The organism is Rhizobium sp. B230/85 (genome assembly GCF_019355735.1).
GTDB classification, from domain to species: Bacteria; Pseudomonadota; Alphaproteobacteria; order Rhizobiales; family Rhizobiaceae; genus Rhizobium; species Rhizobium rhododendri.
Genome location: NZ_CP072156.1, coordinates 635,205 through 659,473, shown reverse-complemented (window position 1 = coordinate 659,473; position 24,269 = coordinate 635,205). Strand labels below are relative to the sequence as shown.

Annotated in this window: 22 protein-coding genes; 13 read left to right on the top strand and 9 right to left on the bottom strand. The window is 60.0% G+C overall.

The genetic code is table 11. From position 1 onward, the window contains the following. The first annotated feature begins 1 nt into the window (after position 1). From J5289_RS03085 to J5289_RS03055, 7 genes are all read left to right on the top strand, one after another. On the top strand, positions 2-463 hold the full coding sequence (locus J5289_RS03085; protein ID WP_209187295.1) for an OsmC family protein: 462 nt from the start codon (positions 2-4) through the stop codon (positions 461-463). 44 nt (positions 464-507) lie between these two features. Then, a complete protein-coding gene (gene glnT, locus J5289_RS03080) occupies positions 508-1,815 on the top strand; it encodes a type III glutamate--ammonia ligase (protein ID WP_209182434.1) in 1,308 nt (435 codons plus the stop codon). A 246-nt stretch (positions 1,816-2,061) separates the two neighbouring features. Then, positions 2,062-2,946, top strand: coding sequence for a formyltetrahydrofolate deformylase (gene purU, locus J5289_RS03075; protein WP_209182433.1), 885 nt, complete (start codon positions 2,062-2,064; stop codon positions 2,944-2,946). Between the two features lie 124 nt (positions 2,947-3,070). Further along, entirely contained in the window at positions 3,071-6,025 is a 2,955-nt protein-coding gene (locus J5289_RS03070; RefSeq protein WP_209182432.1) for an aminotransferase, read from the top strand. 481 nt (positions 6,026-6,506) lie between these two features. After that, a complete protein-coding gene (locus J5289_RS03065) occupies positions 6,507-6,701 on the top strand; it encodes a hypothetical protein (protein WP_209182431.1) in 195 nt (64 codons plus the stop codon). 138 nt (positions 6,702-6,839) lie between these two features. After that, positions 6,840-7,847, top strand: a complete 1,008-nt coding sequence (locus J5289_RS03060; RefSeq protein WP_209182430.1) for a P1 family peptidase — start codon at positions 6,840-6,842, stop codon at positions 7,845-7,847. Positions 7,848-7,947: 100 nt separating this feature from the next. Further along, positions 7,948-8,196, top strand: a complete 249-nt coding sequence (locus J5289_RS03055; protein ID WP_142830214.1) for a DUF982 domain-containing protein — start codon at positions 7,948-7,950, stop codon at positions 8,194-8,196. Positions 8,197-8,203: 7 nt separating this feature from the next. Here J5289_RS03055 and J5289_RS03050 read toward each other — a convergent pair whose 3' ends face one another. Together J5289_RS03050 and J5289_RS03045 are read right to left on the bottom strand one after the other, a co-directional pair. Further along, entirely contained in the window at positions 8,204-8,470 is a 267-nt protein-coding gene (locus tag J5289_RS03050) for a cupin domain-containing protein (RefSeq protein ID WP_247748944.1), read from the bottom strand. 227 nt (positions 8,471-8,697) lie between these two features. After that, positions 8,698-10,485: an APC family permease gene (locus tag J5289_RS03045; protein WP_209182429.1), complete on the bottom strand. Its 1,788-nt coding sequence runs from the start codon at positions 10,483-10,485 to the stop codon at positions 8,698-8,700. Positions 10,486-10,742: 257 nt separating this feature from the next. Between J5289_RS03045 and J5289_RS03040 the strand changes: the two genes are divergently transcribed. Continuing rightward, positions 10,743-13,103: a DUF1989 domain-containing protein gene (locus J5289_RS03040; protein ID WP_209182428.1), complete on the top strand. Its 2,361-nt coding sequence runs from the start codon at positions 10,743-10,745 to the stop codon at positions 13,101-13,103. A 99-nt stretch (positions 13,104-13,202) separates the two neighbouring features. Here J5289_RS03040 and J5289_RS29145 read toward each other — a convergent pair whose 3' ends face one another. Genes J5289_RS29145 through J5289_RS03025 form a run of 4 tightly spaced genes read right to left on the bottom strand, consistent with a single transcriptional unit; the run spans position 13,203 to position 15,677 of the window. Next, entirely contained in the window at positions 13,203-13,328 is a 126-nt protein-coding gene (locus J5289_RS29145) for a hypothetical protein (RefSeq protein WP_257623378.1), read from the bottom strand. Then, positions 13,325-14,095 (bottom strand): membrane-anchored protein, encoded by a 771-nt coding sequence (locus J5289_RS03035; RefSeq protein ID WP_209206835.1) that lies wholly within the window; start codon positions 14,093-14,095, stop codon positions 13,325-13,327. Before J5289_RS03035 ends, J5289_RS29145 begins: the two co-directional genes overlap by 4 nt. Before the next feature lie 28 nt (positions 14,096-14,123). Further along, entirely contained in the window at positions 14,124-14,984 is an 861-nt protein-coding gene (locus J5289_RS03030) for a 3-deoxy-manno-octulosonate cytidylyltransferase (RefSeq protein WP_257623379.1), read from the bottom strand. A 6-nt stretch (positions 14,985-14,990) separates the two neighbouring features. After that, the gene (locus tag J5289_RS03025) at positions 14,991-15,677 is read right to left on the bottom strand and encodes a glycosyltransferase (RefSeq protein ID WP_247748943.1); all 687 of its coding nucleotides are present in this window, start codon (positions 15,675-15,677) and stop codon (positions 14,991-14,993) included. A 331-nt stretch (positions 15,678-16,008) separates the two neighbouring features. Between J5289_RS03025 and J5289_RS03020 the strand changes: the two genes are divergently transcribed. The 5 genes from J5289_RS03020 (at position 16,009) to J5289_RS03000 (ending at position 21,302) form a co-directional block, all read left to right on the top strand. Then, on the top strand, positions 16,009-16,920 hold the full coding sequence (locus tag J5289_RS03020) for a glycosyltransferase family 92 protein (protein ID WP_209206837.1): 912 nt from the start codon (positions 16,009-16,011) through the stop codon (positions 16,918-16,920). Positions 16,921-17,105: 185 nt separating this feature from the next. After that, positions 17,106-18,464: an FAD/NAD(P)-binding protein gene (locus J5289_RS03015; protein ID WP_209182425.1), complete on the top strand. Its 1,359-nt coding sequence runs from the start codon at positions 17,106-17,108 to the stop codon at positions 18,462-18,464. A 193-nt stretch (positions 18,465-18,657) separates the two neighbouring features. Beyond that, positions 18,658-19,506, top strand: coding sequence for a MetQ/NlpA family lipoprotein (locus J5289_RS03010; RefSeq protein ID WP_209182424.1), 849 nt, complete (start codon positions 18,658-18,660; stop codon positions 19,504-19,506). A gap of 82 nt (positions 19,507-19,588) precedes the next feature. Further along, positions 19,589-20,668, top strand: a complete 1,080-nt coding sequence (locus J5289_RS03005; RefSeq protein ID WP_209182423.1) for a methionine ABC transporter ATP-binding protein — start codon at positions 19,589-19,591, stop codon at positions 20,666-20,668. Then, positions 20,649-21,302, top strand: coding sequence for a methionine ABC transporter permease (locus J5289_RS03000; protein ID WP_142830196.1), 654 nt, complete (start codon positions 20,649-20,651; stop codon positions 21,300-21,302). The genes J5289_RS03005 and J5289_RS03000 overlap by 20 nt, the downstream gene beginning before the upstream one ends. Before the next feature lie 11 nt (positions 21,303-21,313). Here J5289_RS03000 and J5289_RS02995 read toward each other — a convergent pair whose 3' ends face one another. The 3 genes from J5289_RS02995 to J5289_RS02985 form a co-directional block, all read right to left on the bottom strand. Further along, the gene (locus J5289_RS02995; protein WP_143123041.1) at positions 21,314-23,233 is read right to left on the bottom strand and encodes a monovalent cation:proton antiporter-2 (CPA2) family protein; all 1,920 of its coding nucleotides are present in this window, start codon (positions 23,231-23,233) and stop codon (positions 21,314-21,316) included. Further along, positions 23,230-23,841, bottom strand: coding sequence for an NAD(P)H-dependent oxidoreductase (locus tag J5289_RS02990; protein ID WP_209182422.1), 612 nt, complete (start codon positions 23,839-23,841; stop codon positions 23,230-23,232). The genes J5289_RS02995 and J5289_RS02990 overlap by 4 nt, the downstream gene beginning before the upstream one ends. 276 nt (positions 23,842-24,117) lie before the next feature. After that, positions 24,118-24,258, bottom strand: a complete 141-nt coding sequence (locus J5289_RS02985) for a hypothetical protein (RefSeq protein WP_162854774.1) — start codon at positions 24,256-24,258, stop codon at positions 24,118-24,120. Between the last annotated feature and the right edge of the window lie 11 nt (positions 24,259-24,269).

Sequence of the window (24,269 nt, the reverse complement as noted above, 5' to 3'; positions counted from 1 at the left end):
CATGGCCGTCTATACTGCGACCATTTTGTGGGAGCGGGGGGCGGCAGAGCCGTTCACCGACAATCGCTATGGTCGCGGACATTCCTGGTCGTTCGACGGCGGTATCAGCGTTCGCGCCTCATCCTCGCCGCACGTGGTACCGCGCTACTCTGATCCATCCGGCATCGATCCGGAGGAAGCCTTTATTGCCAGCCTTTCTTCCTGCCATATGCTGACGTTTCTCTACCTTGTGGCCAAGCGCGGCTTCGTGGTCGACCGCTACGAAGATGTCGCCGAAGGCGTGATGGCAAAGAATGAGAGCGGTCGCATGTGGGTCGCCAAAGTCGTGCTGCGTCCGCGCATTGTCTGGGAGGGCAATGGTCCGAACGCGAAGGCGGCTGCCGAACTGCATCACCTGGCCCATGACGAATGCTTTATCGCGAATTCGGTGCGCACGGAGGTGTCCTGCGAACCCGTAGACTGACAGGCCGGAAAGGCCGCAGCAAAAACCAAATGGGGAACTGAACGATGACGATCAATCTCGAGACTTGGGCGAAGGAACGCGGCGTCAAATACTTCATGATCAGCTACACCGACCTGTTCGGCGGCCAGCGGGCAAAGCTCGTACCAAGCCAGGCGATTGCAGGCATGCAGGCCGATGGTGCCGGTTTCGCTGGCTTTGCCACCTGGCTCGACATGACCCCGGCGCATCCGGATCTGTTTGCAGTGCCCGATGCCGCATCAGCCATCCAGCTGCCGTGGAAGAAGGATGTTGCCTGGGTTGCAGCCGATTGTGTGATGGAGGGCAAGCTGGTCGAGCAGGCGCCGCGCAACGTGCTGAAGAAGCTGATTGCCGAGGCCGAGGCGCTCGGCAAGCGCGTCAAGACGGGTGTCGAGGCCGAGTTCTTCCTTATCACCGGGGACGGCGAACAGATCTCCGATAAATACGACACCGCCGACAAGCCGTGCTACGACCAGCAGGCGGTCATGCGCCGCTATGACGTCATCACCGAGATCTGCGACTACATGCTGGAGCTCGGCTGGGGCCCGTACCAGAACGACCACGAGGATGCCAACGGCCAGTTCGAGATGAACTGGGAGTTCGACGACGCGCTTATCACCGCCGACAAGCATTCCTTCTTCAAGTTCATGGTCAAGTCCGTTGCTGAAAAGCACGGGCTGCGCGCTACGTTCATGCCCAAGCCCTTCAAGGGCCTGACCGGCAACGGCTGCCATTGCCACATCTCGGTCTGGGATACCGACGGAAAGACCAACGTCTTTGCCGACAAGATCATGGATTTCGGGCTATCGTCCGAGGGCCGCCAGTTTCTCGGCGGTATCATGAAGCATGCCTCGGCGCTGGCGGCGATCACCAATCCGACCGTGAATTCCTACAAGCGCATCAATGCGCCGCGTACGACCTCCGGCGCCACCTGGTCGCCGAACACGGTGACATGGACCGGCAACAACCGCACCCACATGGTGCGCGTACCCGGGCCGGGCCGCTTCGAGCTGCGGCTGCCCGATGGCGCGGTCAATCCGTACCTGCTGCAGGCGGTAATCATCGCTGCCGGCCTCGATGGGCTGAACACCAATGCCGATCCCGGCCGGCATTACGACATCGACATGTATGCGGAAGGCCATCTCGTGAAGGACGCGCCGCGCCTGCCGCTGAACCTTCTCGATGCCTTGCGCGAGTACGACAAGGACGAGGGACTGAAGCAGGCGATGGGCCTCGAATTCTCCGCCGCCTTTGTCAAGCTCAAGCACCAGGAATGGAATAGCTATGCCTCGCACTTCACGCAGTGGGAGCGCGATACGACGCTGGACATCTAGGACGGCGGCATTTCGAAATCCCGCGCAAGCACTTCCCTGCCAACGGCGGGGATACGCGTTCCGACGACGCAATGGGAACGGGATTTTCGCTTGCCTGCCGTAATCTGCAAGCGAATGGGCTGCGGGCCTGCAAGGCGATCTACGCGCCAATAGGCCCTGGCTTTGCGGATTGCGCTGCGCATCCGGCTATCCGGCGCCCATGCTTTGATTTATGCAGGTCCAAAACCTGCGAATGAGGGAACAGACATGAAGAGCTACGTGCTGACGGTATCCTGCCAATCAACGCGCGGGATCGTTGCTGCCATTTCAACCTATCTGGCCGTCCAGGGTTGCAACATCGTCGATTCGTCGCAATTCGACGACCTCGATACCGGCAAGTTCTTCATGCGCGTCAGCTTCATGTCTGAGGAAGGCATCGCGCAGGAGGCGCTGGTCGAGGGATTTAAGCCTATAGCCGAGACCTTCAAGATGGATGCCGAAATCCACGATGCGACGAAGCGCATGAAAGTACTGCTGATGGTGTCGCGCTTCGGCCATTGTCTCAACGACCTGCTCTATCGCTGGAAGATCGGCGCGCTGCCGATCGACATCGTTGGCGTCGTATCCAATCATTTCGAATACCAGAAGGTCGTCGTCAACCATGACATTCCCTTTCACCACATCAAGGTGACCAAGGAAAACAAGGTGAAGGCCGAAGCGGAGATCATGGACGTAGCCGAACAGACCGGCACGGAGCTGATCGTGCTTGCCCGCTATATGCAGATCCTGTCGGATGACATGTGCCGCAAGATGTCGGGGCGGATCATCAATATCCACCACTCCTTCCTGCCGAGCTTCAAAGGGGCCAATCCCTACAAGCAAGCCTATGAGCGCGGCGTCAAGCTGATCGGCGCAACGGCGCATTATGTTACCGCCGATCTCGACGAAGGCCCGATCATCGAGCAGGATACCGCACGGGTTACCCACGCGCAGAGCGCCGAGGACTATGTCTCCATTGGTCGCGACGTCGAGAGCCAGGTGCTCGCCCGCGCCATCCACGCCCATATCCATCACCGGACCTTCATCAACGGCAACAGAACAGTCGTCTTCCCGGCGAGCCCCGGCAGCTATGCCTCGGAGCGCATGGGTTAGCCGGACATAACGGCGAGCAAAATCGACATTCGCTACGTTTGCGCCCCGCCGGATTGCATCTTTGTCTTGTGGCTGCCAGGATTTGCCGTATCTGCTTCTTGCAGTAAGTGATCCGGGGGGTGTCATGACCGACCAAGCGCTCGTCAACCGCATGCAATTGCCGAGGCCCGAAGTCACGGCGGCAGACGCTGCCGAAATTGCCGCGACCCATTATGGTCTCTCGGGCGAGTTCATCGAACTCGGCAGCCAGCAGGACCGGAACTTCCGGCTCGATACCGGCGAGGCGCGCTATGTGCTGAAAATTTGCCACGCGGACTATGCCACCGTCGAGCTCGAAGCACAGAATGCCGCGCTTCGCTATCTTCGCGCGATGGACGGGGCACCGCGCGTTCCGGAGATCATCCCGACAATCGACGGTGCCGAGATCGTCGCTTTGGGTATCAACGACCAGGACCTCCAGATCCGGCTCCTGAGCTATGTCGAAGGCCAGGGCCTGACGCGCAGCAAGCATCTGCCGACAGAGACGGTGGCGGCTCTCGGGTCCCTTTGCGCCGGATTGGCAAAGTCGCTTTCCGGTTTCGACCATCACGGGCTCGACCGTACCCTGCAGTGGGATCTGCGCCGGGCCGGCCCGGTGGCGGTGCATTTGCTGTCTGCGATCACAAATCACGAGGCCCGCGACCGCATCGCCAAGGCAATGGTGACGGCAGTCAAGCGTATCCAGCCGCTGGCGGCGCATCTGCGCGTGCAGCCGGTGCACCACGACGTCACCGGCGACAATGTCGTGGCGCGGCCGGATGGTCATGGCAATCTCATTCCCGATGGGGTGATCGACTTCGGCGACATCATCAAGGGCTGGGTGGTCGGCGACCTCGCCGTGACATGCGCCTCGCTTCTGCATCATGCGGATGGCGATCCGCTGTTTATCCTGCCGGCGATTGCGGCCTACCATGCCGTGATGCCGCTGAGCGGGGTCGAGTTACAGGCTCTGTGGCCGCTGATCGTCGCGCGCGCCGTGATCCTGGTGGCGAGCAGCGAGCAGCAGCTGGCGATCGATCCCGACAATAGTTATGTCCGTGACAACATCATCCTCGAGCGCGAGATCTTCGAGGTCGCGACGTCCACCAATGCCGATTTCATGGACGCTGCCATTCTGAGGGCGGTCGGCATCGGTCCGGCGCCGATCGACACCTCGGCGTGGATGCCGCTGCTTGAAGGCATCGACACTGCGGATATTCTTTCACTCGACCTGTCGACAACGAGCCCGCTGCTGGACGATGGCAACTGGCTGGAGCCTGATATCGATTGGCGACTGCTGGCGAAAGCAGCCCGCGAAACCGGATTGGCAGCGACGCGGTACGGAGAGTTCCGCCTGTCGCTAACAGAACCGCTTGCCCTGCAGCCGCCAAAGAATTTTGCCCTGCACTGCGACGTCTGCCTGCCCGCCGGCACCATCGTCAACGCACCCTTTGCCGGCAGCATCATCAACGACGCCCAGCATCTGGTGCTGGTAGGACTGGATGTCTGCCTGCACCTCGACGGCATCGCCTGCAGCCTGGAAGACGGTGCCGAGATTGCTGCCGGCCACGCTCTCGGATCGATAGCCGGAGAAGAGGGCGCGGTCGGCGGGTTGCGGGTGCAGCTTTGCCGCAGTCCCGCGCTGGTGCCGCCGCTGCTGTGTGCCCGCCATGCGGCCCCGGCCTGGTCGGCGCTTTGCCCGTCACCGTCGGCGTTGCTTGGCCCCGCGGTTGACGCCCCCAAGGCAAGCAGCGGCGAACGGCTGGCCCGCCGGATGACCCATCTGGCGGCCTCGCAGAAGCACTATTACGCAAACCCGCCGCAGATCGAGCGAGGCTGGCGCGAATATCTCTTCGACGTCGAAGGCCGTACCTATCTCGACATGATCAACAACGTCACGATCCTCGGCCATGCCCATCCACGCCTCAACGCGGCGATTGGCCGGCAGTGGTCGCTGCTCAATACCAACTCGCGTTTTCACTATGCGGGAATCGCGGATTTTTCGGAGCGACTGGCCGCACTTGCGCCGAGGGGCCTCGACTGCGTGTTCCTGGTCAACAGCGGTTCAGAGGCGAACGACCTCGCCCTGCGGCTTGCCTGGGCCTATACCGGCGCCCGCAACATGCTCTGCCTTAAGGAGGGCTATCATGGCTGGTCGGTCGCCAGCGACGCGGTCTCGACTTCGCTTGCCGACAACCCGCAAGCCCTGACAACGCGGCCAGACTGGGTGCATGCAGCACCGGCGCCGAACAGCTTTCGTGGGCAGTTTCGCGGACCCGACGCAGGCAACGCCTATGTCGAAGCAACGAGGCCATTGATCGATGCCGTCCGTGAAAGTGGCGAGGGCCTGGCTGGCGTGATTGCAGAATCACTCTGCGGCAATGCCGGCGGAATCGTGCTGCCCGACGGCTACCTCAGCCAGATCTATGCGCTCGTGCGCGACGCCGGTGGCCTCTGCATCGCCGACGAGGTGCAGATCGGCTATGGCCGGCTCGGGGATTTTTTCTGGGGGTTCGAGCAGCAGGGCGTGGTCCCCGATATCATTACGATCGCCAAGGGCATGGGCAACGGCCACCCTCTCGGTGCCGTCATCACCAGCAGGCCGATTGCCGATGCGCTGGAACGGCAAGGCTATTTCTTCTCATCGACAGGTGGAAGTCCGGTGAGCTCGGTCGTCGGCATGACCGTGCTCGACATCCTGAAGGACGAGGCGCTGCAGAACAATGCTCGAGTTGTCGGTGAACATCTGAAGGCCCGGATGGTGTCGATGATGGAGCGCTTTCCCCTGATCGGCGCGGTACATGGCATGGGGCTCTATCTCGGCCTGGAACTGATCACCGACCGTGATTCGCTCGCGCCTGCAACCATGGAGACGGCGGCGCTCTGCGATAGGCTGCTGGAACTCGGCGTCATCGTGCAGCCGACCGGCGATCACCTCAACGTGTTGAAGATCAAGCCGCCACTTTGCATCAGCAGGGAGAGCGCCGAGTTTTTCCTGCAAGCCCTGGAAAAGTCGCTCATCGAGGCTTCGGAGAAGCTGGGTTTGGCCGTTAACCATTAGGGTCATTTGGCGACCAATCTGATTTTCAACCGTTGGGGGATTGTCCGGCTGATCCCAAATTCCTATCTCTGGGTCGTCGGAGAAGACGCGAATCCCGGCATCAGGCATCTACGGAAGAACGAATTATCTTTCGCAGATATGCTCGATAGCTGGAACGATATTTCGACGACAGGCAAATTTTTGACATCGACAAGAATATGTTTGCGGTGGAAACCAGGCTATAATCTACTAACTGAGTAGACAAACTTGGTTCCATCTTCCGGCGCCCCGGATATCGCGGGGACCTCCAAAGTGCAACGCCAACGCAAGGGAAGTGACATGAGAAAAGACACACTTATCGCATGCCCGCCTTGGGAGCTTGTGCTGGACCAAGACTGCTCGGGCTTCCGCTCCGGCCCGCGCTGTCGAATGTGACGTTCGTCCCTTTCGGAACAACATCGTCATTTTTCCATAACCGTGCACAGCGCGGTGGGAGTATCGCATGAAGAAGCAAGTTATCGAGTATGCAGGCGTGCCTGTCGGTATCGTCGTTCCTGACGACGACCAATTGCGGTTCATTGCCGTGAAATACCATGTCCATGATCTGGATGAGCGCCGCTTCGGCAGCGCTGACGAAGTCAGGCTCGCCATTCGCGACCTCTTGGCACGCAGCCCTGCAAAGCCCATCCACGTATAGGCTCCGCTGCGGGCCAGAGCCGGCATCGTCGCCCAAAACCTGCCAAGCAAGACCGGTTCAGCGGAAGCCGTGCCGGTCTTGTCTTTTCCAATGCCTTGCGATCCTATCGCCATCCGACCATAGCGACAGGATATTCCCGTGACCGTTTCCCGCAATCTGCTGACTGACATAGAGGGTGTTTCCGTCGGCCACTGCACCGACCTCAAGCTCGGGTCCGGTGTCACCGTCATCGTCTTCGATGCACCGGCCGTAGCTTCCGGCACGGTGATGGGCGGCGCGCCCGGCGGACGGGATACGGCGCTGCTCGATCCGTCAATGTCGGTGGGCGCAGTGGATGCGCTCGTGCTGTCAGGAGGCTCGGCATTCGGGCTGGATGCGGCGGGCGGCGTACAGGCGGGGCTGCGCGAGATTGGACGCGGATTGCAGGTCGGCACCACCCGCGTGCCGATCGTGCCGCAGGCGATCCTGATGGATCTGCTGAACGGAGGAGACAAGGACTGGGGCCTGCATTCCCCCTATCGGGACATGGGCTATCAGGCGTTCCTCGCAGCGGCCAAGGGTGAATTCCCGCTCGGCAGCGTTGGAGCCGGCACGGGAGCGACGACGGCAACGGTCAAGGGAGGCCTTGGCTCGGCGAGCGCGGTCACAAGCAGCGGACACCGAATTGCCGCGCTGGTCGCAGTCAATGCGCTGGGCACGCCTACCATCGGAGACGGTCCGCATTTCTGGGCCGCGCCGTTCGAGGAGAACAACGAATTCGGAGGTCTTGGCATGCCTCCCGCCATTTCCACGGCAGACCGGACGACGCGGTTGAAGGGGGTCAATATCACAGCAACCACCATCGGCGTCGTCATCACGGATGCCATCGTCACCAAGGCGGAGGCACACCGGTTGTCGATCATGGCACAGGACGGACTGGCTCGTGCCCTGTTGCCGGCCCATCTGCCATTCGACGGCGACACAGTCTTTGCAGCATCGACCGGCGCCCGGCCGATGGACGGCATGATCGACTTTCTCGAACTCTGCCAACTCTCGACGACGGTGATGGCACGCGCTATTGCACGTGGCGTCCATCAAGCAACTGCCCTGCCCTTCGACGGCGCACAGCCAGCCTGGCGTGACCTGTTCGGATCCTCGAGTCCCTGATGCCCGCGAGGAGCGCATATTACCTGTGTTGAATTTTCATACTCTCTAATTCTATTAATAATTGTATGCAACCATTTCGATCACTCATTCGTTGTGTTGTATGGATATGAAAATCTGGGACGTCATGGTGACCGTCGAGGCTCCTAAAGCTGGTGAATTCAGGCACGTTGGAAGCGCGCTCGATGCCGTAGACTGCCTCTATTCCTGCTGGCCAGGCCCACAGGGAGATACCCATCGCATGGCTATCAACATCTGTCTTGCAGTGCTCGACAACGATAAGCCGACCAGCGCGTCACGCGAAGCCTTCATTGCTGCAGCCAAGGATGCAGATATTTTCGTCGACTACTGACGGGCAATCAATCCGGAAAGCGATAGACGACGTCACCGAAACGTCCAGTCGGGAATACATAAAATAGTCTGACCGGCGCATCCGTCTCATTCCGCAATCCGTGCTCCGCATTGCCGGGAATAAAGATCACATCACCCGCAGCGACGACCGTCTCGGTCCCGTCGATGCTCATGACGCCAGTGCCTTCGAGCATATAGTAGATCTCCGGTTCGGCGTGGCGATGCAGTTGCCTCGAACCGCCGCCCGGCGCGATTTCGGCGACGCCGGCGCACATGCTGTCGGTGGGGGGTGATGTCGCTGCTGAGCAGTGTGTAGAAGGCGACGCTGCCGCGCACGGGATCGTCCCATTCCTCTCTTGGCCGATCCTCGACCCGGGTTATCACAGCCTTAGGTATGTTCATTTTAGTGCTGGCCTTGAGAAACTGGGCGGACGTCTCACCTCAGCGTGAGGCATGCGGATAGTTCAGACACGCGGCATAGGCCGCGTATCGTCTGCAAAGCTCAGGCCGGAAGCTGGAAGATAACATTTGCTGCGAGGACAACCGCAAGCCCTGCCGCCAGCGCCACATATGGCAGGATACCGGCCTTCTTCACACCGAGGTCCTGGCCAACAAGACCGAGGTCCTCCATCGCGCCTTCCGGAAATTTTCCGCCGTCCCTGACGAAATGGCGGTAGGCAAAGACCGGCAGGATCAGGGCTGCAAAGATGAAGCCGACCCAGAGCGCATTGGAATATCCCCAGACCTTGGCGCCGGCACCAAGAAACAATGCGTTGACGAACGCCAGTATCGTGTTGAGGCCAATCAGCCATGTCGGCGCCTTCCAGGGGCGCTCGATATGGCCGCTATCCATGCGGTGGATCCAGCCGGCATTGAGATTGAGAAAATTGAAGATGATGTAACCGACGTTGGATACCGCCAGTACGAAGAAGTACCCGGCCGTGTCAGAGGCGATCGCCAGCAGGAACAGGTTGAAGGCAAAATCCGTCCACATGGCGCGTGTTGGTGCCCCGTGCTCGTTGACGTGATCGAGATACTTCGGCAGCCAGCCGTCCTTCGAGCCTTGATAGAGCGTGCGCGAGGAGCCGGCCATTGCTGTCATGATGGCCAGGAAGAGCGCCATGATCATCAGGATAACCAGTAACTGCGTGACGATCTTGCCGCCATGCACAAGCCCACCAAGCGCCTCGCCGACGCCCGTTCCATCGACAATCCCCGGTGCCAGCATGCCGGTCTGGCCAAGTACGGCCTGGAAGGTGAATGGAATGAGGAAAAAGAACAGGCAGCAGAGCAGGCCGGAGTAGAAGATCGCCTTGAACGTATCTGTCTTCGGGTTTTTCAGTTCGCGCGTGTAGCAGACGGCGGTCTCGAAGCCGTAGGTCGACCAAGCGGCGATATAGAGACCGCCAAGGAACAGTGTCCAGCCGCCATTGCTCCAGGTGCCATCGACGCCGGAATAGGCAGCCGTGGGCGGCAGCAGGCCGGTGACGTTGAGCGTGTCGATCTGACCGCTGAAGATCGGGTAGAGGCCGATGATCAGCAGCGGGAGGAGAACGATGATGGCCAGCCACTTCTGAACGCTGGCAGTGCCAAGAATTCCGCGGTGCTGGATGGCGAAGATGATCAGCATCAGAATGCCGCCGATGACAAAGGTGGCGTTGAGGCTGGCCTTGGCGAGGAACGGAATGTTGAAAGTCACCAGCGACCAGCTTCTGATCCATGGCGTATAGGCAGCGATGCCATCGGCGGACATCAGCGCGGTAATCGCGTCTGCCTGGGTCTTACCGGTATTGGTCGCCAGCCATTCGGCAACTCTCGGGCTATCGGCCGTGATACTGCCGGCATGGGCGGCGATCCAGGAGACGACAAGTTGCGAATCGGCGCCAGGGATCGGGAAGAGCGCATTGAGGATGTAGCCCGCAGCAATGGCGCAGCCGAGCGACAGCACCGGCGACCAGGCAAACCAGTTGCACCAGACGGATAGCGGCGCGATGAACTTCGAATAACGCAGCCAGGCGGTGGCGCCATAAACGGATGCGCCGCCGGACTTGTTGGCGAACATGCCGGCGATTTCGGCGTAGGTGAAGGATTGCAGGAAGCCCATCACCATGGAGATGATCCAGACGACAAAGGCCAGCTTTCCGGTTGTGCCGGCAATGCCGCCGATCGAGAACAGCACAAGCGGCGGGACGCCGGCGGCAACCCAGAAGGCGCCCTTCCAATCCAGGGATCGGATCAGCCCGCCGCTTGACGCGGCTTCGGACCCTTCGGTTTCAACGAAAGCTACCATAGCAGTCTCCTCGACCAGTTTTTGCGTCGCGCGGTATGCGCGTTCCCTTGTATTTTTGTTGGATCGTGGCGGCGCTTTTGTTCGGCAGGGCGCTTTTACAGCATCTCCTGATCGATCCCAGTCTCAAGCGGTCGCGTCACTTATTTCTCATAGTGAATTTTTTTTCATGAGGGTCAAGTCTCTCTTTGTGTTCCATCCCAAAATTTGGATATATAAGAATATGCAGATTAGGCGGCCGATGCTCGCCGGAGGTTCGAATGCCCCATTCCGCCAACGTATTGCAGCCGCCCCGCGCCAGCCGGATCATCAGGCCCGGAATGCCGGCACTTGGGCCCGGCGGCGAGCGCTACCGCGTGAAGGGGCGCGGCTCGACCGTGATCAGGGTCAGCGCTGGCGACACAGTTGTCGTCACCGATACCGAAGGCGGCCAGCTCTGCGAGATCACGTTCATCGACGCGGCAGGCCAGTTCAATGCGGCGGGACTTGGCGTGGCGTTTTCGCGAACTGCATCAGGCCTGCAGGATATCCTCTCCGAAGGTGGCGATAGCGCCAGCCGAACGCTCGCAGCGCTGAGGCGACGCGGCGCAGACCTCAGCAAGGCCGCTGCGCTGACAGTTTTCGGTGGCGGCTCTGCACCAGGGTCTTCGGCCGCACTGACAATGACAATGGATGGATTGCTGGTCGTCGTCGCACCCGGCGCTCCCATGGATTTCGATCGGCAGGACACATCGACGGCAATCTCTATCATGGTACAGCGCGCACGCCTGTCGCGCAGCTACGAGGAGACGCTGCCGGAGCCTATGGCCGATCCGCTGCAGGACCTGCGCATCGCGGCGGCATCGGCATCAGCATATTTTGTCCGCGCCGGCGAATTCATCCAGATCATCGATGTCGCCGGCCGCCAATGTACCGACTTCCAGGCTTTTGCCGCCCGCAAGGTCGACAAGGGGCTCGACCGGGCCATCGACGCCACGGTCACACGGACGCTGCTCAGCCGCAGCTATCCGACACCCGGTCTTCCCTCAAAATGTTTCGACCGAGACTTCGAACCGCTTGTCGAAATCGTCCAGGACACGGTCGGAAGGCACGACGCCTTCGCCACCGCCTGCAATTCCCGCTACTATGACGACATGGGCTATCCCGGCCATGCCAATTGCACCGACAATTTCAACGATGCATTGTCGCCCTTTGGCATTGCTCCCCGCAAAGGCTGGGAGGCGATCAACTATTTCTACAACACCAACATAGACCACCAGAACCAGCTCTACCTCGACGAGCCCTGGTCTCGGCCGGGCGACTATGTGCTGATGCGGGCACTGACCGATCTCGTTTGCGTCTCCTCGTCATGTCCCGACGATATCGATGCCGCCAACGGCTGGGACCCCACAGATATCCATGTCCGTACCTACTCCGCTGACCGAAAATTCTCTCGAGCCGTGGCGACCAGAATGACTCCCGATGCAGAGCCGGAAATGACCCAGGAAACTGCCTTCCATCCCCGCCTTTCGGCGATGACGCGCAATTACGCCGAATATCGCGGCTATTGGCTACCCAACCGCTTCAACAATGACGGACCGATCGAGGAATACTGGGCCTGCCGCGAACGGGCTGTGGTGATCGATCTGTCGCCACTGCGGAAATTCGAGATCACCGGGCCGGATGCCGAAGCTCTGCTGCAATATTGCATGACCCGCGACATCAGAAAGCTGTCTCCCGGCCAAGTCGTGTACACCGCCATGTGCTACGAAAACGGCGGGATGATCGACGACGGCACCGTCTTCCGGCTGGCGGAGAACAATTTCCGCTTTATCGGCGGCGACGATTTCTCCGGTGTCTGGCTGCGCGAGCAAGCGGAAAAGATGGGCTTCAAAGCCTGGGTGCGCTCGTCCACCGACCAGATGCACAATATCGCCGTGCAGGGACCGAAAAGCAGGGACATCGTTGCGGAAATCGTCTGGACCGCGCCGACGCAGCCGGCGATCTCCGAGCTCGACTGGTTCCGCTTTGCAGTCGGCCGGATCGGTCATTTCGAAGGCGCACCGGTGGTGGTGTCACGAACCGGCTATACCGGCGAACTCGGCTACGAAATTTTTTGTCATCCGAAGGATGCCATCTCCGTGTTCGACGCCGTGTGGGAGGCCGGCCAGAAGCATGGCATCAAGCCGATGGGGCTCGAGGCACTCGATATGGTGCGCATCGAGGCCGGACTGATCTTCGCGCATTACGAATTTTCAGACCAGACCGATCCCTTTGAAGCCGGCATCGGCTTTACCGTGCCACTGAAGTCGAAGACGGAGGATTTCATCGGCCGCACCGCACTGCTCGCCCGCAAGGAAAATCCCCGCTACCGGCTGGTCGGCCTCGATATCGATGCCAACGAGACGGTTGGCCATGGAGACACCGTGCATATCGGGCGGGCGCAGGTGGGTGTCGTCACCAGTGCGACCCGCTCGCCGCTGTTGAGGAAGACCATTGCCTTGGCGCGGATGGACGTAGTGCATGCCGGGATCGGAACCGAGGTCGAGATCGGCAAGCTGGATGGCCAGCAGAAGCGCCTTCCAGCCGTGATCGTGCCTTTCGCCCATTACGATCCGCAGAAGCTTAAGCCGCGCTCGTGAGCAACGCATTTTTCGGCAGATAAGAGGCCGCAGCCGGCGACGTCATTTGCTTTTACGCCAAAAATTAAGGGCAGTCGCGACATAGATGCGACCGCTCCTTCAGGGTGCGAGATAGCCGAATAAAAAGGCGGCAATCGTCAGTAGGATAATGAGCAGCAATGGCCATGGCACAAAGCGCTGCTCAACATGACGACAGAGCGCAACGACGGGTTTAAGAGGGTTCATGAATTGCTCCGCTCGCCAGACAATCCTGCATGCTGGACATTTTCAATGCCCTGCCACAGCGGCAGGCCGATAGACTCCGACACCGATGGGTCAGTGGTAAAAACGGGATAACCCTGCTGCATCAGTCTCACAAGAATCTCCTGATCCATTCGAACATGCTGACGCGATAAATTCACCTGATTGTAGGCGTGCCCGCCCGAGTTGGGGTTGATGCCGGTGATGATCACTGCCGTGGCGCCGTTGTATAGGGCAAAGAGCACGGCGTTGATACCATTGGAACACTTGGAATCGGTATCCATCTCGAAACTCTTGCGGCCGACAACGCGGTCCAGCAGAGCCATTCGCTCGTACCGATCGACGATCGTCAGCGTGCGCGGCTTGTAATTGAACGCCTGCAAACCCCTTTCGAGCCGTTCGCGCTCATCCTTGCGCCAGAGCAGGACGAACAAAGCTCCAGTCCGCTTGCCGTTGAGCACGCGACGAACCTCTACAGCGTTGGTGTTGGTGCCCTCGATCTGGTTGAATTGCACGAAGGTAACATCCGGCTCCTCGATGCCCCAGGCCTCGGTCACCGCCTGCGAACCGTTGATCGTCACGACGCGGAACCTGTCGTCGAAATCGGCCGGTTTATGGGAAACCGGCGCAGAACCGACGACAAGCACGGGGCCTTCGAAGCGCGGTGTAACTGTCGGCGGCGACGGGCGCGTCAGCCGGTATTTGATGTTCCGGTAAAGAAGTTTTTTGAGGTCGGAAAATGAGCCGGGCATAGCCATCTTTTTCGGGAGGGATACCGTCTCAGCGTCGCTTTAGAAAACGCGGCCGCAGGCGACGGAAGAAATTATCGATGTCGCGAATGACATTGGTGAGGGATATCAGCTTGTCGATCTCGGCATTGGCGTTGCCGAGACGCTCGGACAAGACATCGGCAATCGCCATTGAAATTTCCGACGACGGAATATCCGGGAAACGTTTTGCCAAGGCTGCGTAGGCATTTTGCGAGACGCCGCCATGGACAGAGATTTTCCCCATGCGCGCAAAAAGGCGCAAGAAGACTTGCTCGAAACTCCAGTCGTGGACGGAAACGACCTTCCATTGCTGACTGCGACGCGCGGAAAACCCGGCAAGGATAATGGTGCCGGGCAATTTCAGGTCGCTGAGCCACAGGGCAATGGCAAAGCCGCTGGTCGGCACCTTGTCCTCGGGATAGAAGTCGTTGCAGAACCCGCTCAGATCGAGATGGCCAGTAGGCGTGTTTTCAAATTCGGCGGCGGTATTGAATTTTTCCTCGGCGTTAAGCCGAATGTTCATGATGCCAAGGAAACGATCCCGAGGGAAGAACTTGACGACGTCGCCAACTTCCCGCCGGTAGACAATGTTGGCACCTTTGGAGCTGCCGCGCGATATCAGCAGCGCGTTGCCTTGAAAGGGCGCGTCCAGCACCTTGTAGACCTTGTTGAAAAACACGAAGAGGGTGCTGGGCGGATATTGCTTCTGAAGCCCGGCGATATCGACCGTATCGCTGTTGGCAACGAGAACGACATGGGAGAAGGCCGCGAAAATCGCTTGCCAATCCTTGACCTCGGTGATGCCTGAAAGAGAGCCGGCCGCTGGCAGAGAACTGCCAGGCGCTTGTTCATTGCCTGAAACGGGTTCCACGAATGCTTATTTCTGCTGAACGGAGAGGACGCGGTCGCGCATCGCGAACCATTCTTCCGAGTAATCGTCGTTGCGGTATTCGTCGAAATAGGGGCCGCCGTCGGTGAAGTGGACAATCTTCGCGTCAGGGCGGTGATCGTATTCGTTGACCAGGTAATTCCAGGTTACCGGCAGTCCCCCGATCTGGTCGTCGCTTTCCAGCCATTTGAACTGGTGCAGTTCGAGGCCAGTTGCTGTGTTGACGAATTCCTTCGTCAGCGCGCGGCACTTGGCGTTGTTGAACATGATCAGGCTGGACCAGTTTTTCTTCTGGTACTTGGTCTGGGTCTGGCCGAGAAACTTGGTTTCAACCTTGGGCTGGTAATCGTGCTTGACGCACATCGCTGCATACCGGTCGTCGCGCAGGTTCCAGAGCTCGGCGATGTCGGTACGCGCCAGCATGTCGCAATCCATGAAGATGCTCCAGCCTTCGTAGTTGCAAAGGTGCGGGACCAGAAAGCGCGAGAAGGAAAACTCGGTGGACTGAAGGGCATTGCGTTCGCGGGTAAAGAGGTCGCCGAGATTGCTCAGCACGATCGGCGAGAACGCCACCGGAATGGATGAATGTTCGATGATGCTCTGCGTGAGAACGTGGTAGGCTACGACTTCCTTGGAATCGAAGCCGACGAAAATACGCGCTAAATTATCGATCATGATCTCTCCGCTATCGTCCATGTGCCAGGTGCTAGGCCAAAAAGCCGTCACCTCGCAAAGCAACAGATATTGTACAGTAGCCACCGTTATCAAAACTACGGCCTGATGCTTGTAACTCCCGCTTTCGAAAGTCAAGTTGCAGCTTCGACGCGAAATAGGACGGCGATCGCATTTGTCGACAGAATTGCGACGCTATTTTGTTGGTAGGCATCATCGGCTTTGTTAGCAGGCATTATAGGCAGCGCAACTTGCCCCGAGGGCCCGACGGGCAGATATGCTGTCGCGACTACGCTCCGATTCGACAGTCCCAGTCGTAGAAAAAGAGGCCTAAATGGGTTGGTTCAAGTCGGCAAAGCCGCTTACACGAAAGCTTTCGATCATACCACCGGCGCCTGCTTCCGGCCGCCACGGCATCGCGATCATGGCCTGCGTCAAGAACGAGGCAGCCTATATCGAAGAGTGGATCCGCTTCCACCGTGCCGTTGGCGTGCGCCATTTCTATATCTATGACGACGGTTCTACGGATGGCACGCAGGCGCTTCTATCGGATCTCCTTGCCGCCGATGCCCTGACGATCGTTCCGTGGATCGCACGCATGTCGGACGCGGCAAGTGGCCAACTGCTGAATGGCCAGACGATTGCTTTTGCTCACGCTATTCTCAACTTTGGCAGCCTTTACAGCCGCATGGCATTCGTCGATGTCGATGAATTTCTGTTGCCCAAACAGGGGTCAACCGTAGAGCAGGCCCTGGAAGGCGCTGGCGGCTTTCCGAATGTATCTCTGCCCTGGCATATGTTCGGCACATCAGGTCATGCCGTAAAGCCTGAGGGACCGCTGCTTTCCAACTACACTATGCGCGGTGCAGATCCGCTGACACGGCAGGAAAACGTTTCCAACTTCAAATGCATCGTCGATCCCTGCGAAGTGGTCGAAGTCAGCGTCCACCAATTCAGGACGCGCCAGCATGGAGAGCTCACCGTCAACGATGCGGGCCAGCAATTCACCCGCTCCGGCCGCAAGTCGCCGGCCTTCTATTCCAATCGTTTCTTGCAGCTCAACCACTACTACAGCAAATCACGCGCCGAACTTCAGGCGAAGGTGACGCGCGGGTGGTCCTATGATGCGGAGCGAACGAAGTACGAGCGCAAAGTCTTCGGCGTCGTCGAGGCAATCGAAAAAGACGCCGTCGAAGACCGGGCAATGGTCGATTTCATCGCGCGACATGGCATCGAACTCGGCTAGTTCTGAGGCTGGCATCTTGGCCACAGCTTCGATTTCCTGTAAGTTTGGAACCGACGACAATCGAGATCTGACTGAAATTTGCGATTTTTATCGCGCGATTTCAGTGACTTGCGCGGCAATCGGTACCAGATGTGGCTATGTTGCGATAGCAGCTGGTATCCGTATGAACACAAGTGAGGGCCTATATGGCGTATGATGTCGCTGTCGTTGGCTCGGGGTTTTCGGCTATAGCCGTTACGATCAATCTGCTCAGGCTGCTGCCATCATCGGCACGTATCGCCGTGGTAGGAGACGATCCGGGGTTCGGGCGTGGGACTGCTTACAGAACGGAATTCTATCTACACCGCCTGAATGTGCCGGCGGGTCGCATGAGCGTGTTCCCGGACGAACCGGACGATTTCGTGGCGTGGCTACGCGCCGAGAACCGGCTGGTCGATACCCACGACTTCGCCTCGCGGGGGGATTACGGGCGTTATCTGCGCGATCGGCTGGCTGCATTGTTGCGCGACAGACCAAACCGTGCGGGTGTCGATTTCATCAAGGCGAAAGCGAGGGCCTGCGTCGAGTGTGCGACCTCAGGCGTGATCTTCCATCTCGACAACCAGACGGAAATGACCGCACGCAACGTCGTCCTCTGTCTCGGCGTCGGAAATGCAGAGCTGCCGCTTGGATCGGGCAGCCTCGATGCTGCTGCAAAACCCAGGATCGTGCGCAACCCATGGCGGCTGGGCTGGCTTTCGAAGGTCGCGCCTTCGGACGAGATCTGCATTCTCGGCTCGGGCCTCACCATGATCGACCAGGTGCTTGCGCTCCGGGCGCATGGGCATCGTGGGCCGATCCATCTGCTTTCGCGGCGCGGGTTGCTGCCGCATTCGCACCGCGCCGGGCATCATTCTCCGGCGAAACCGGACCTCCCGACAGACACGATGGCGATGAGTGCCGTCCTGCACGCGCTGCGACGGCAAGTGCGCGGTGGAACGGACTGGCGCGACGTGATGGACGGCCTGCGCTCGCAGACCCAGTCGCTTTGGCAGAGGCTGGACAAAGACCAGCGGGCGCGGTTTCTACGCCACGCACTTGCCTGGTGGAATATTCACCGCCACCGCATCGCGCCCGCCGTGTTCAGCGAGTTCGATGGATTGGTGAAAGACGGGACGGTGACAGCGCATGCAGGGTTTCTGCAGGCGATCCGCCAGTCGGAGGTCGGACTGGACATTCACTACCGGCCACGCGGCCGCCAGGAAGAGGCCTGCTTGCGCGCAGACTGGGTCGTCAACTGCACGGGCATGGAGCGGGCCGGCGTTGCCCATTCGCCGCTGCTCCGCGAAATGTTGGAGAAAGGCATGATCGCAGCCGATGAACTGGGGCTGGGGATCGTCGTCGACCGGCATTCGCGGGTGCTCGATGCGGGCGGTCGTCAACAGGACGGACTGTTTGCAATAGGCGCGCTGACAGCAGGACAGTTCTGGGAGATTACGGCGGTGCCCGATATCCGCATGCAGGCGCTGGACGTGGCAAGGTCCATCGCCGGTGTTGAAGGGTAGTCTTCATCGGCGCGCCAACGGCGGTGGTGGTGGTGGCGCTGAAATAAATGCGGCGTCGATCGCTCCACGACAACACAGGTTTTCCTGTCCTTGCGCCAACAACAGATGATCGTGCTTGGCATAGGGATCTCCCATTTGCGATTGTCTCGGCGTGAAGGGGCGGAAAGCCCCGCGATTTTGACGGGACGAAACAATGACCAAGACATTCAAATTCAGTCTTTTGACCTCCAGCCTGTCGCGTCGCGCAGGCCTTGCCGTGATGATTGCGTCGGCGGCAGCCATCATTGGCTTTGCGGCCTTGCCGCAGTCGAGCATGGCCGCCGACAAGTCGATCAAGGTCGGCATCATGAGTGGCGAGGACGAGGACGTCTGGCGTGTTGTGACCGCCGAGGCAGCTAAGAAGGGCCTGAAGATCGAGACCGTAGCCTTCAACGACTACACCCAGCCGAACGAGGCGCTTGAGCGCGGCGAGATCGATGCCAATGCCTTCCAGCACCAGCCCTATCTCGACAACCAGATCAAGACGCATGGCTACCACATCGTCCGCGTCGGCTACACCGGCGTCTGGCCGATCGGTCTCTACACCAAGAAATACAAGTCCGTCGGCGAGATCCCGAATGGCGCCGTGATCGGCGTGCCGAACGATCCGTCGAACGAGGGCCGCGCCCTGCGCGTGCTGCAGACCGCCGGCCTGATCAAGCTCAAGGACGGCACCGGGATTCTGGCCACCGTCGCCGACGTTTCCGAGAACCCCAAGAAAATCGAGATCAAAGAACTCGACGCCGGCATCGTCGGCCGCTCGATCGACGATCTCGATGCCGCTGTCGTCAATACCGACTGGGCGCTAAAGAGCGGCCTGTCGGCCGATGACCGCATTACCCAGGAGCCTGTCTCCGACAATCCCTACCGCAATTTCATCGCCGTCAAGCAGGGCAACGAGAACCAGGAATGGGTGAAGACGCTAGTCGACTCCTACCAGAACCCTGACGTCAAGGCCGAGTTCGACAAAGTCTACAAGGGCACCGGCATCAGCGCCTATTGATATCTGCGCGACAACAGCTATCGACCAAGGCGGCCCGGGTCATTCCGGGCCGCCTTGACGTGAAGGCATGAAGGAAAAGACAATGAACGATATTCCGACCGCAGCCGAGGCGCAGTCGCTAGCAACCACAGAGGAGGTTGTCCGGCTGACAGATGTCGCCCGTCGCTTCGGCACCACGCCGGCGCTGGACGGCATTTCGCTCACCGTCCATCGCGGCGAGATCCTCGGCATCATCGGTCGCAGCGGCGCCGGCAAGTCGACGCTGATCCGCTGCCTGAACGGACTGGAGCGAGCCGACAGTGGACGGATCGAGATCGAAGGCCGCGACATCACCGGACTGGCGGAGCAGGATCTGCAGCCGATGCGCCGGCGGATCGGCATGATCTTCCAGCATTTCAACCTGCTTTCGGCAAAGACCGTCGCGGAAAACGTCGCGCTGCCGCTGAAGATCGAAGGCATAGGGAAGACCGAGCGCCTGAAGCGCGCCGGCGAACTTCTGGATCTCGTCGGCCTGGCGGACAAGGCAAAGGCATATCCGTCGGAGCTCTCTGGCGGACAGAAGCAGAGGGTCGGGATCGCCCGGGCGCTGGCGGCGCGGCCGGCACTGCTTCTCTCCGACGAGGCCACCTCGGCGCTCGATCCGGAAACCACCCGGGCCATCCTGGCGCTGCTCAAGGACATCAATCAGAAGCTCGGCCTGACAATCCTGCTGGTCACTCACGAGATGGAGGTTGTCCGCTCGGTTGCCGACCGCGTGGCCGTCATCGATGCCGGCCGGATCGTCGAGGAGGGCCGCGTCTGGTCTGTCTTCTCGGATCCACAGCAGCCGATCACCCAGAGCCTGCTCGAAGGCATTCGCCCGCAGTTGCCGGATCATATCCTGCAGCGCCTTTCTCCGACATCGGGAACGGAAGCGATCATCAGCGTCGATGTTGCCGGACCCGCAGCGCAGGGAGCCGTCTTCAACGACCTGTCGACGGCACTGCCGAATTCCTACCGGCTGGTGCATGGCGGGATAGACCATATCCAGAACCAGCCGGTGGCGCGGTTCTTCATTGCCGTGCCGACCCGAAATCCGGCGCTTGCCGGCGACGTACAACAGTTTTTAAAAACCCGCTCCGCGCGGGTGGAGGTGCTTGGCTATGACACCGATCATGCTTGAACTGCTCGGCCGCTCCATCTGGGAGACGATCGTCATGACTGTCGCCTCGGGGCTGATTTCCCTCATCGTCGGCCTGCCGCTCGGGCTGGCGCTGGTGACGACGGGGCAAGGCGGCATTGCCGAACACCGCTGGATCAACAGCATTCTCGGCGCCATCATCAACGGCTTCCGGTCTGTGCCTTTCATTATCCTGCTGGTGGCACTGATACCTCTGACACGGCTGATTGTCGGGACGGCACTCGGAACAACGGCTGCCATCGTGCCGCTCGCCATCGCGGCTATCCCGTATTACGCGCGCATTGCAGAAGTTTCGCTACGCGAGGTCGATCACGGCCTGATCGACGCCGTGCGTGCGATGGGCGGAAACCGCTGGACAATCGTGCGCGAAGTGCTGGTGCCGGAAGCGATGCCGGGGCTGGTTGCTGGCTTCACGGTGACGCTGGTTACGCTGATTGGTGCGTCGGCCATGGCCGGTGCGATTGGCGCTGGCGGGCTTGGAGACCTTGCCATCCGCTACGGCTACCAGCGGTTCGAAACCAGTGTGATGGTTGCCGTGGTTGCCGTACTGATTGTCATCGTCTGCGCCATGCAGTGGTTCGGGGACCGTCTGGTCGCCAAGCTCGACCACCGCTGAGATTGACGCGTCTAGGCGGCGGGCGCGTCTTCTTCGTCCGGCCGCTCACGCGCGCCGGGCGGCATCCAGCCGCGCTCCGTCCTGTCGTGCAGGGCGCTACGGTCGCCCAGCATGGCGGCATCGAGGATTTCGCCGATCTCCTTTGACCGGGCGATGTATTCGGGGTTGTTGAAGACCTCGATATCCTCTCGCCACAGGGGCGCCAGCTGGCGAAGGCCCCATCGGTCCTGCTTGACGAAGACGGCCTTGCTCTTCTCGACTTCGTAGGCGTGCATGCCGAGCGCCGATAGCGCGTAACCGCCGGCCCGCACCGAACTGTCGAACATTTCCCGCACAATGTCGTTCGCACCGGCCTGGTAGAGACGGTAGACGTGTCCGCGGTCAAAGGCGCGGGCAATGATGTGCAACTGCGGATTTTCCCGGCGCGCATGCTTGACGATCTCTATTGTCCGCTCGACATCGTCGATCGCGACGATCAGCAGCTTGGCGCTCGACAGACCTGCAGCGTGCAGCAGATCCGGACGCCCGGCATCTCCGAAAAACGACCGCACACCGAACTTGCGCACGCCTTCGACGACATCGGCCCGATGGTCGAGAACTACGGTCTTGTAGCCATTGGCCAGCAGCAGCCGATTGATGATCTGGCCAAAACGCCCGACGCCGGCAATGATAACCGAGCCAGGCTCGGTGATCTCGTCGGCCTCTTCCGCCTGCTGCCGATTGTAGCGCGGCAGGATGACCTTATCGAGCATGATGAACAACGCCGGCGTCAGCATCATGGACAGCGCGACCACCAACAGCAGAACGGCAGCGATATCCGGTGGAAGAACGGCATTCTGCACGGTGAAGGACAAGAGCACGAAGCCGAACTCGCCCGCCTGCGCCAGGCCGAGCGCGAACAGCCATTTGTCGGAGCCGCGCAGCTTGAAGGACTGCGCCAGGCCATAGAGCACGCCGACCTTGACTGCCATCAGCGCCACCGTCAGGCCCAGGACGACGCCAAGATGAGCCCATAGCAACGCAAAATCGATACTGGCACCGACGGTGATGAAGAAGAGGCCGAGCAGCAGGCCCTTGAAGGGCTCGATGTCGCTCTCCAGCTCGTGGCGGAATTCGCTGTTGGCCAGCACCACGCCGGCAAGAAAAGTGCCGAGCGCCGGCGACAGGCCGACGACAGACATTAGCAGGGCGATGGCGATGACCAGCAGCAAGGCTGCCGCCGTGAAAATCTCGCGCAGCCTGGCGGCAGCGATGATCCTGAAGATGGGCCGCGACAGGTAATGCCCGGCGACGACCACGAAGGCAACGGCGGCAAGGGTAATGATCGCCACCTGCCATGCCGGCAGGCCGTCGAGGAGACTGACGCTTTCGTGGCCGCCGGAGGCTGCAGCGACATCCTGCGCATGATGACTGAGTTCAGGCAGCGCCAACAGCGGAATGAATGCCAGCATGGGGATTACGGCGATATCCTGGAACAGCAGGACGGAAAAGCTTGCCTGGCCACCGTCGGATTTCAGAAGGCCTTTTTCTCCAAGGGTCTGCAATACGATTGCGGTCGACGACAGGGAGAAAATGAAGCCCACAGTGAGTGCCACACTCCAGACCTGCCCGAACGCCATGCCGATCGCCGTAACGATCGCCGCAGTACCCACCACCTGAAGACCGCCGAGGCCGACCAGCTTTGCCCGCATTTCCCAAAGCGCGCGCGGCTGCAGCTCGAGCCCGACGAGGAACAGCATCATGACGACGCCGAACTCCGCAAAATGCTGCAGATCCTTCGTCTCGTTGCCGATCAGATGAAAGACCGGCCCGATCAGCACGCCGGCGATGAGGTAACCCAGCACCGAACCAAGGCCGAGACGCTTGGCGACCAGCACCGAGACGACGGCGGCGAGGAGATAGACGAACGCCTGGAAGACAAATCCGCTCATCGTGCGCCACCTTGAATGGGAAGAGTATCGTGGTGCAGCACATCGACATGGCGCGCCGCCTCGTAGTCGAACCGATCATCGCGTAGCGATTCCAGCAGGGCGCGGTAATCCGCGACATGCTGCACCCCTCGCCCGTCGGAGGCACCTTTACCCGCCGAAAACAGCACGAATGGTGCGACGAACTCCATCTGGCAAAGGTTGGCTGTCTGCTCGAGTGGAGACAGGAGAGTACGGAAGCCGAAATGATTGCTTCCCTGCGGATGATAGGCCTGTTCATCCCCGCCGGCCGTTGCGGCCACCAGGAAGCGCTTGCCCTTCAGTCGATCTCCGTCGTGCCCATAGGCAAAACCGTATTCCAGCACCAGATCCTGCCATTCCTTCAGAAGAGACGGCGTCGAATACCAGTAGATCGGGAACTGCAGCACCAGGACATCATGCTCCAGCAGCCGCGCCTGTTCCAGGTCTATATCGATATTGAAGGTCGGGTATTCGGCATAGAGATCAACGAAGGTGATGCCTTCGATGGACCGCGCGGTCTTCGCCATTGCGACGTTGATCTTCGAATGGCGCTGGCCGGGATGAGCAAACAGAACGAGCACGCGGGCCATGGAACCTCGGTGGGCAAGTGCGACAAAGGGAGCGTTGCCCTGCCAGTAAGCCAGGGAGATGCCTGGAACCAGTCTTCGCGACGCTGACTTTGGGCCATGAACCGAAGATTTTCCAGTGCTGATAGCCGGTGTTCCAGATTATCTTGCGACAATACAGGATCAGTGTGGGGGAGCTGTGAAGTCCGGCAGAATATTGTGTGTTTATCAGCGTCGCTGCGGCCTGCCTATCTCGAGGATCGCAGGCCGACGCTTTGCCTTGACGTCGTGTTGTCGGAGTTACTTGTCTTTCTTGCCGAGCTTCAGGCTGCTTTCCGCCTGCTTGACCTGCGAGCCGACAGGTGTGGCCGACTTGACATCCGCCTTGTCCTTCTTTGGCTTGCGCGTTTCGCGATTGCTCTTCATCTGACCTTTAGCCATCGTCATCTCCG

Coding starts and splice junctions, on each gene's coding strand:
- J5289_RS03085 (WP_209187295.1), top strand. CDS start 2: ATGGCCGTCTATACTGCGACCATTTTGTGGGAGCGGGGGGCGGCAGAG.
- glnT (WP_209182434.1), top strand. CDS start 508: ATGACGATCAATCTCGAGACTTGGGCGAAGGAACGCGGCGTCAAATAC.
- purU (WP_209182433.1), top strand. CDS start 2,062: ATGAAGAGCTACGTGCTGACGGTATCCTGCCAATCAACGCGCGGGATC.
- J5289_RS03070 (WP_209182432.1), top strand. CDS start 3,071: ATGACCGACCAAGCGCTCGTCAACCGCATGCAATTGCCGAGGCCCGAA.
- J5289_RS03065 (WP_209182431.1), top strand. CDS start 6,507: ATGAAGAAGCAAGTTATCGAGTATGCAGGCGTGCCTGTCGGTATCGTC.
- J5289_RS03055 (WP_142830214.1), top strand. CDS start 7,948: ATGGATATGAAAATCTGGGACGTCATGGTGACCGTCGAGGCTCCTAAA.
- J5289_RS03050 (WP_247748944.1), bottom strand. CDS start 8,470: ATGTGCGCCGGCGTCGCCGAAATCGCGCCGGGCGGCGGTTCGAGGCAA.
- J5289_RS03045 (WP_209182429.1), bottom strand. CDS start 10,485: ATGGTAGCTTTCGTTGAAACCGAAGGGTCCGAAGCCGCGTCAAGCGGC.
- J5289_RS03040 (WP_209182428.1), top strand. CDS start 10,743: ATGCCCCATTCCGCCAACGTATTGCAGCCGCCCCGCGCCAGCCGGATC.
- J5289_RS29145 (WP_257623378.1), bottom strand. CDS start 13,328: ATGAACCCTCTTAAACCCGTCGTTGCGCTCTGTCGTCATGTTGAGCAG.
- J5289_RS03035 (WP_209206835.1), bottom strand. CDS start 14,095: ATGCCCGGCTCATTTTCCGACCTCAAAAAACTTCTTTACCGGAACATC.
- J5289_RS03025 (WP_247748943.1), bottom strand. CDS start 15,677: ATGATCGATAATTTAGCGCGTATTTTCGTCGGCTTCGATTCCAAGGAA.
- J5289_RS03020 (WP_209206837.1), top strand. CDS start 16,009: ATGGGTTGGTTCAAGTCGGCAAAGCCGCTTACACGAAAGCTTTCGATC.
- J5289_RS03015 (WP_209182425.1), top strand. CDS start 17,106: ATGGCGTATGATGTCGCTGTCGTTGGCTCGGGGTTTTCGGCTATAGCC.
- J5289_RS03010 (WP_209182424.1), top strand. CDS start 18,658: ATGACCAAGACATTCAAATTCAGTCTTTTGACCTCCAGCCTGTCGCGT.
- J5289_RS03005 (WP_209182423.1), top strand. CDS start 19,589: ATGAACGATATTCCGACCGCAGCCGAGGCGCAGTCGCTAGCAACCACA.
- J5289_RS03000 (WP_142830196.1), top strand. CDS start 20,649: ATGACACCGATCATGCTTGAACTGCTCGGCCGCTCCATCTGGGAGACG.
- J5289_RS02995 (WP_143123041.1), bottom strand. CDS start 23,233: ATGAGCGGATTTGTCTTCCAGGCGTTCGTCTATCTCCTCGCCGCCGTC.
- J5289_RS02990 (WP_209182422.1), bottom strand. CDS start 23,841: ATGGCCCGCGTGCTCGTTCTGTTTGCTCATCCCGGCCAGCGCCATTCG.
- J5289_RS02985 (WP_162854774.1), bottom strand. CDS start 24,258: ATGGCTAAAGGTCAGATGAAGAGCAATCGCGAAACGCGCAAGCCAAAG.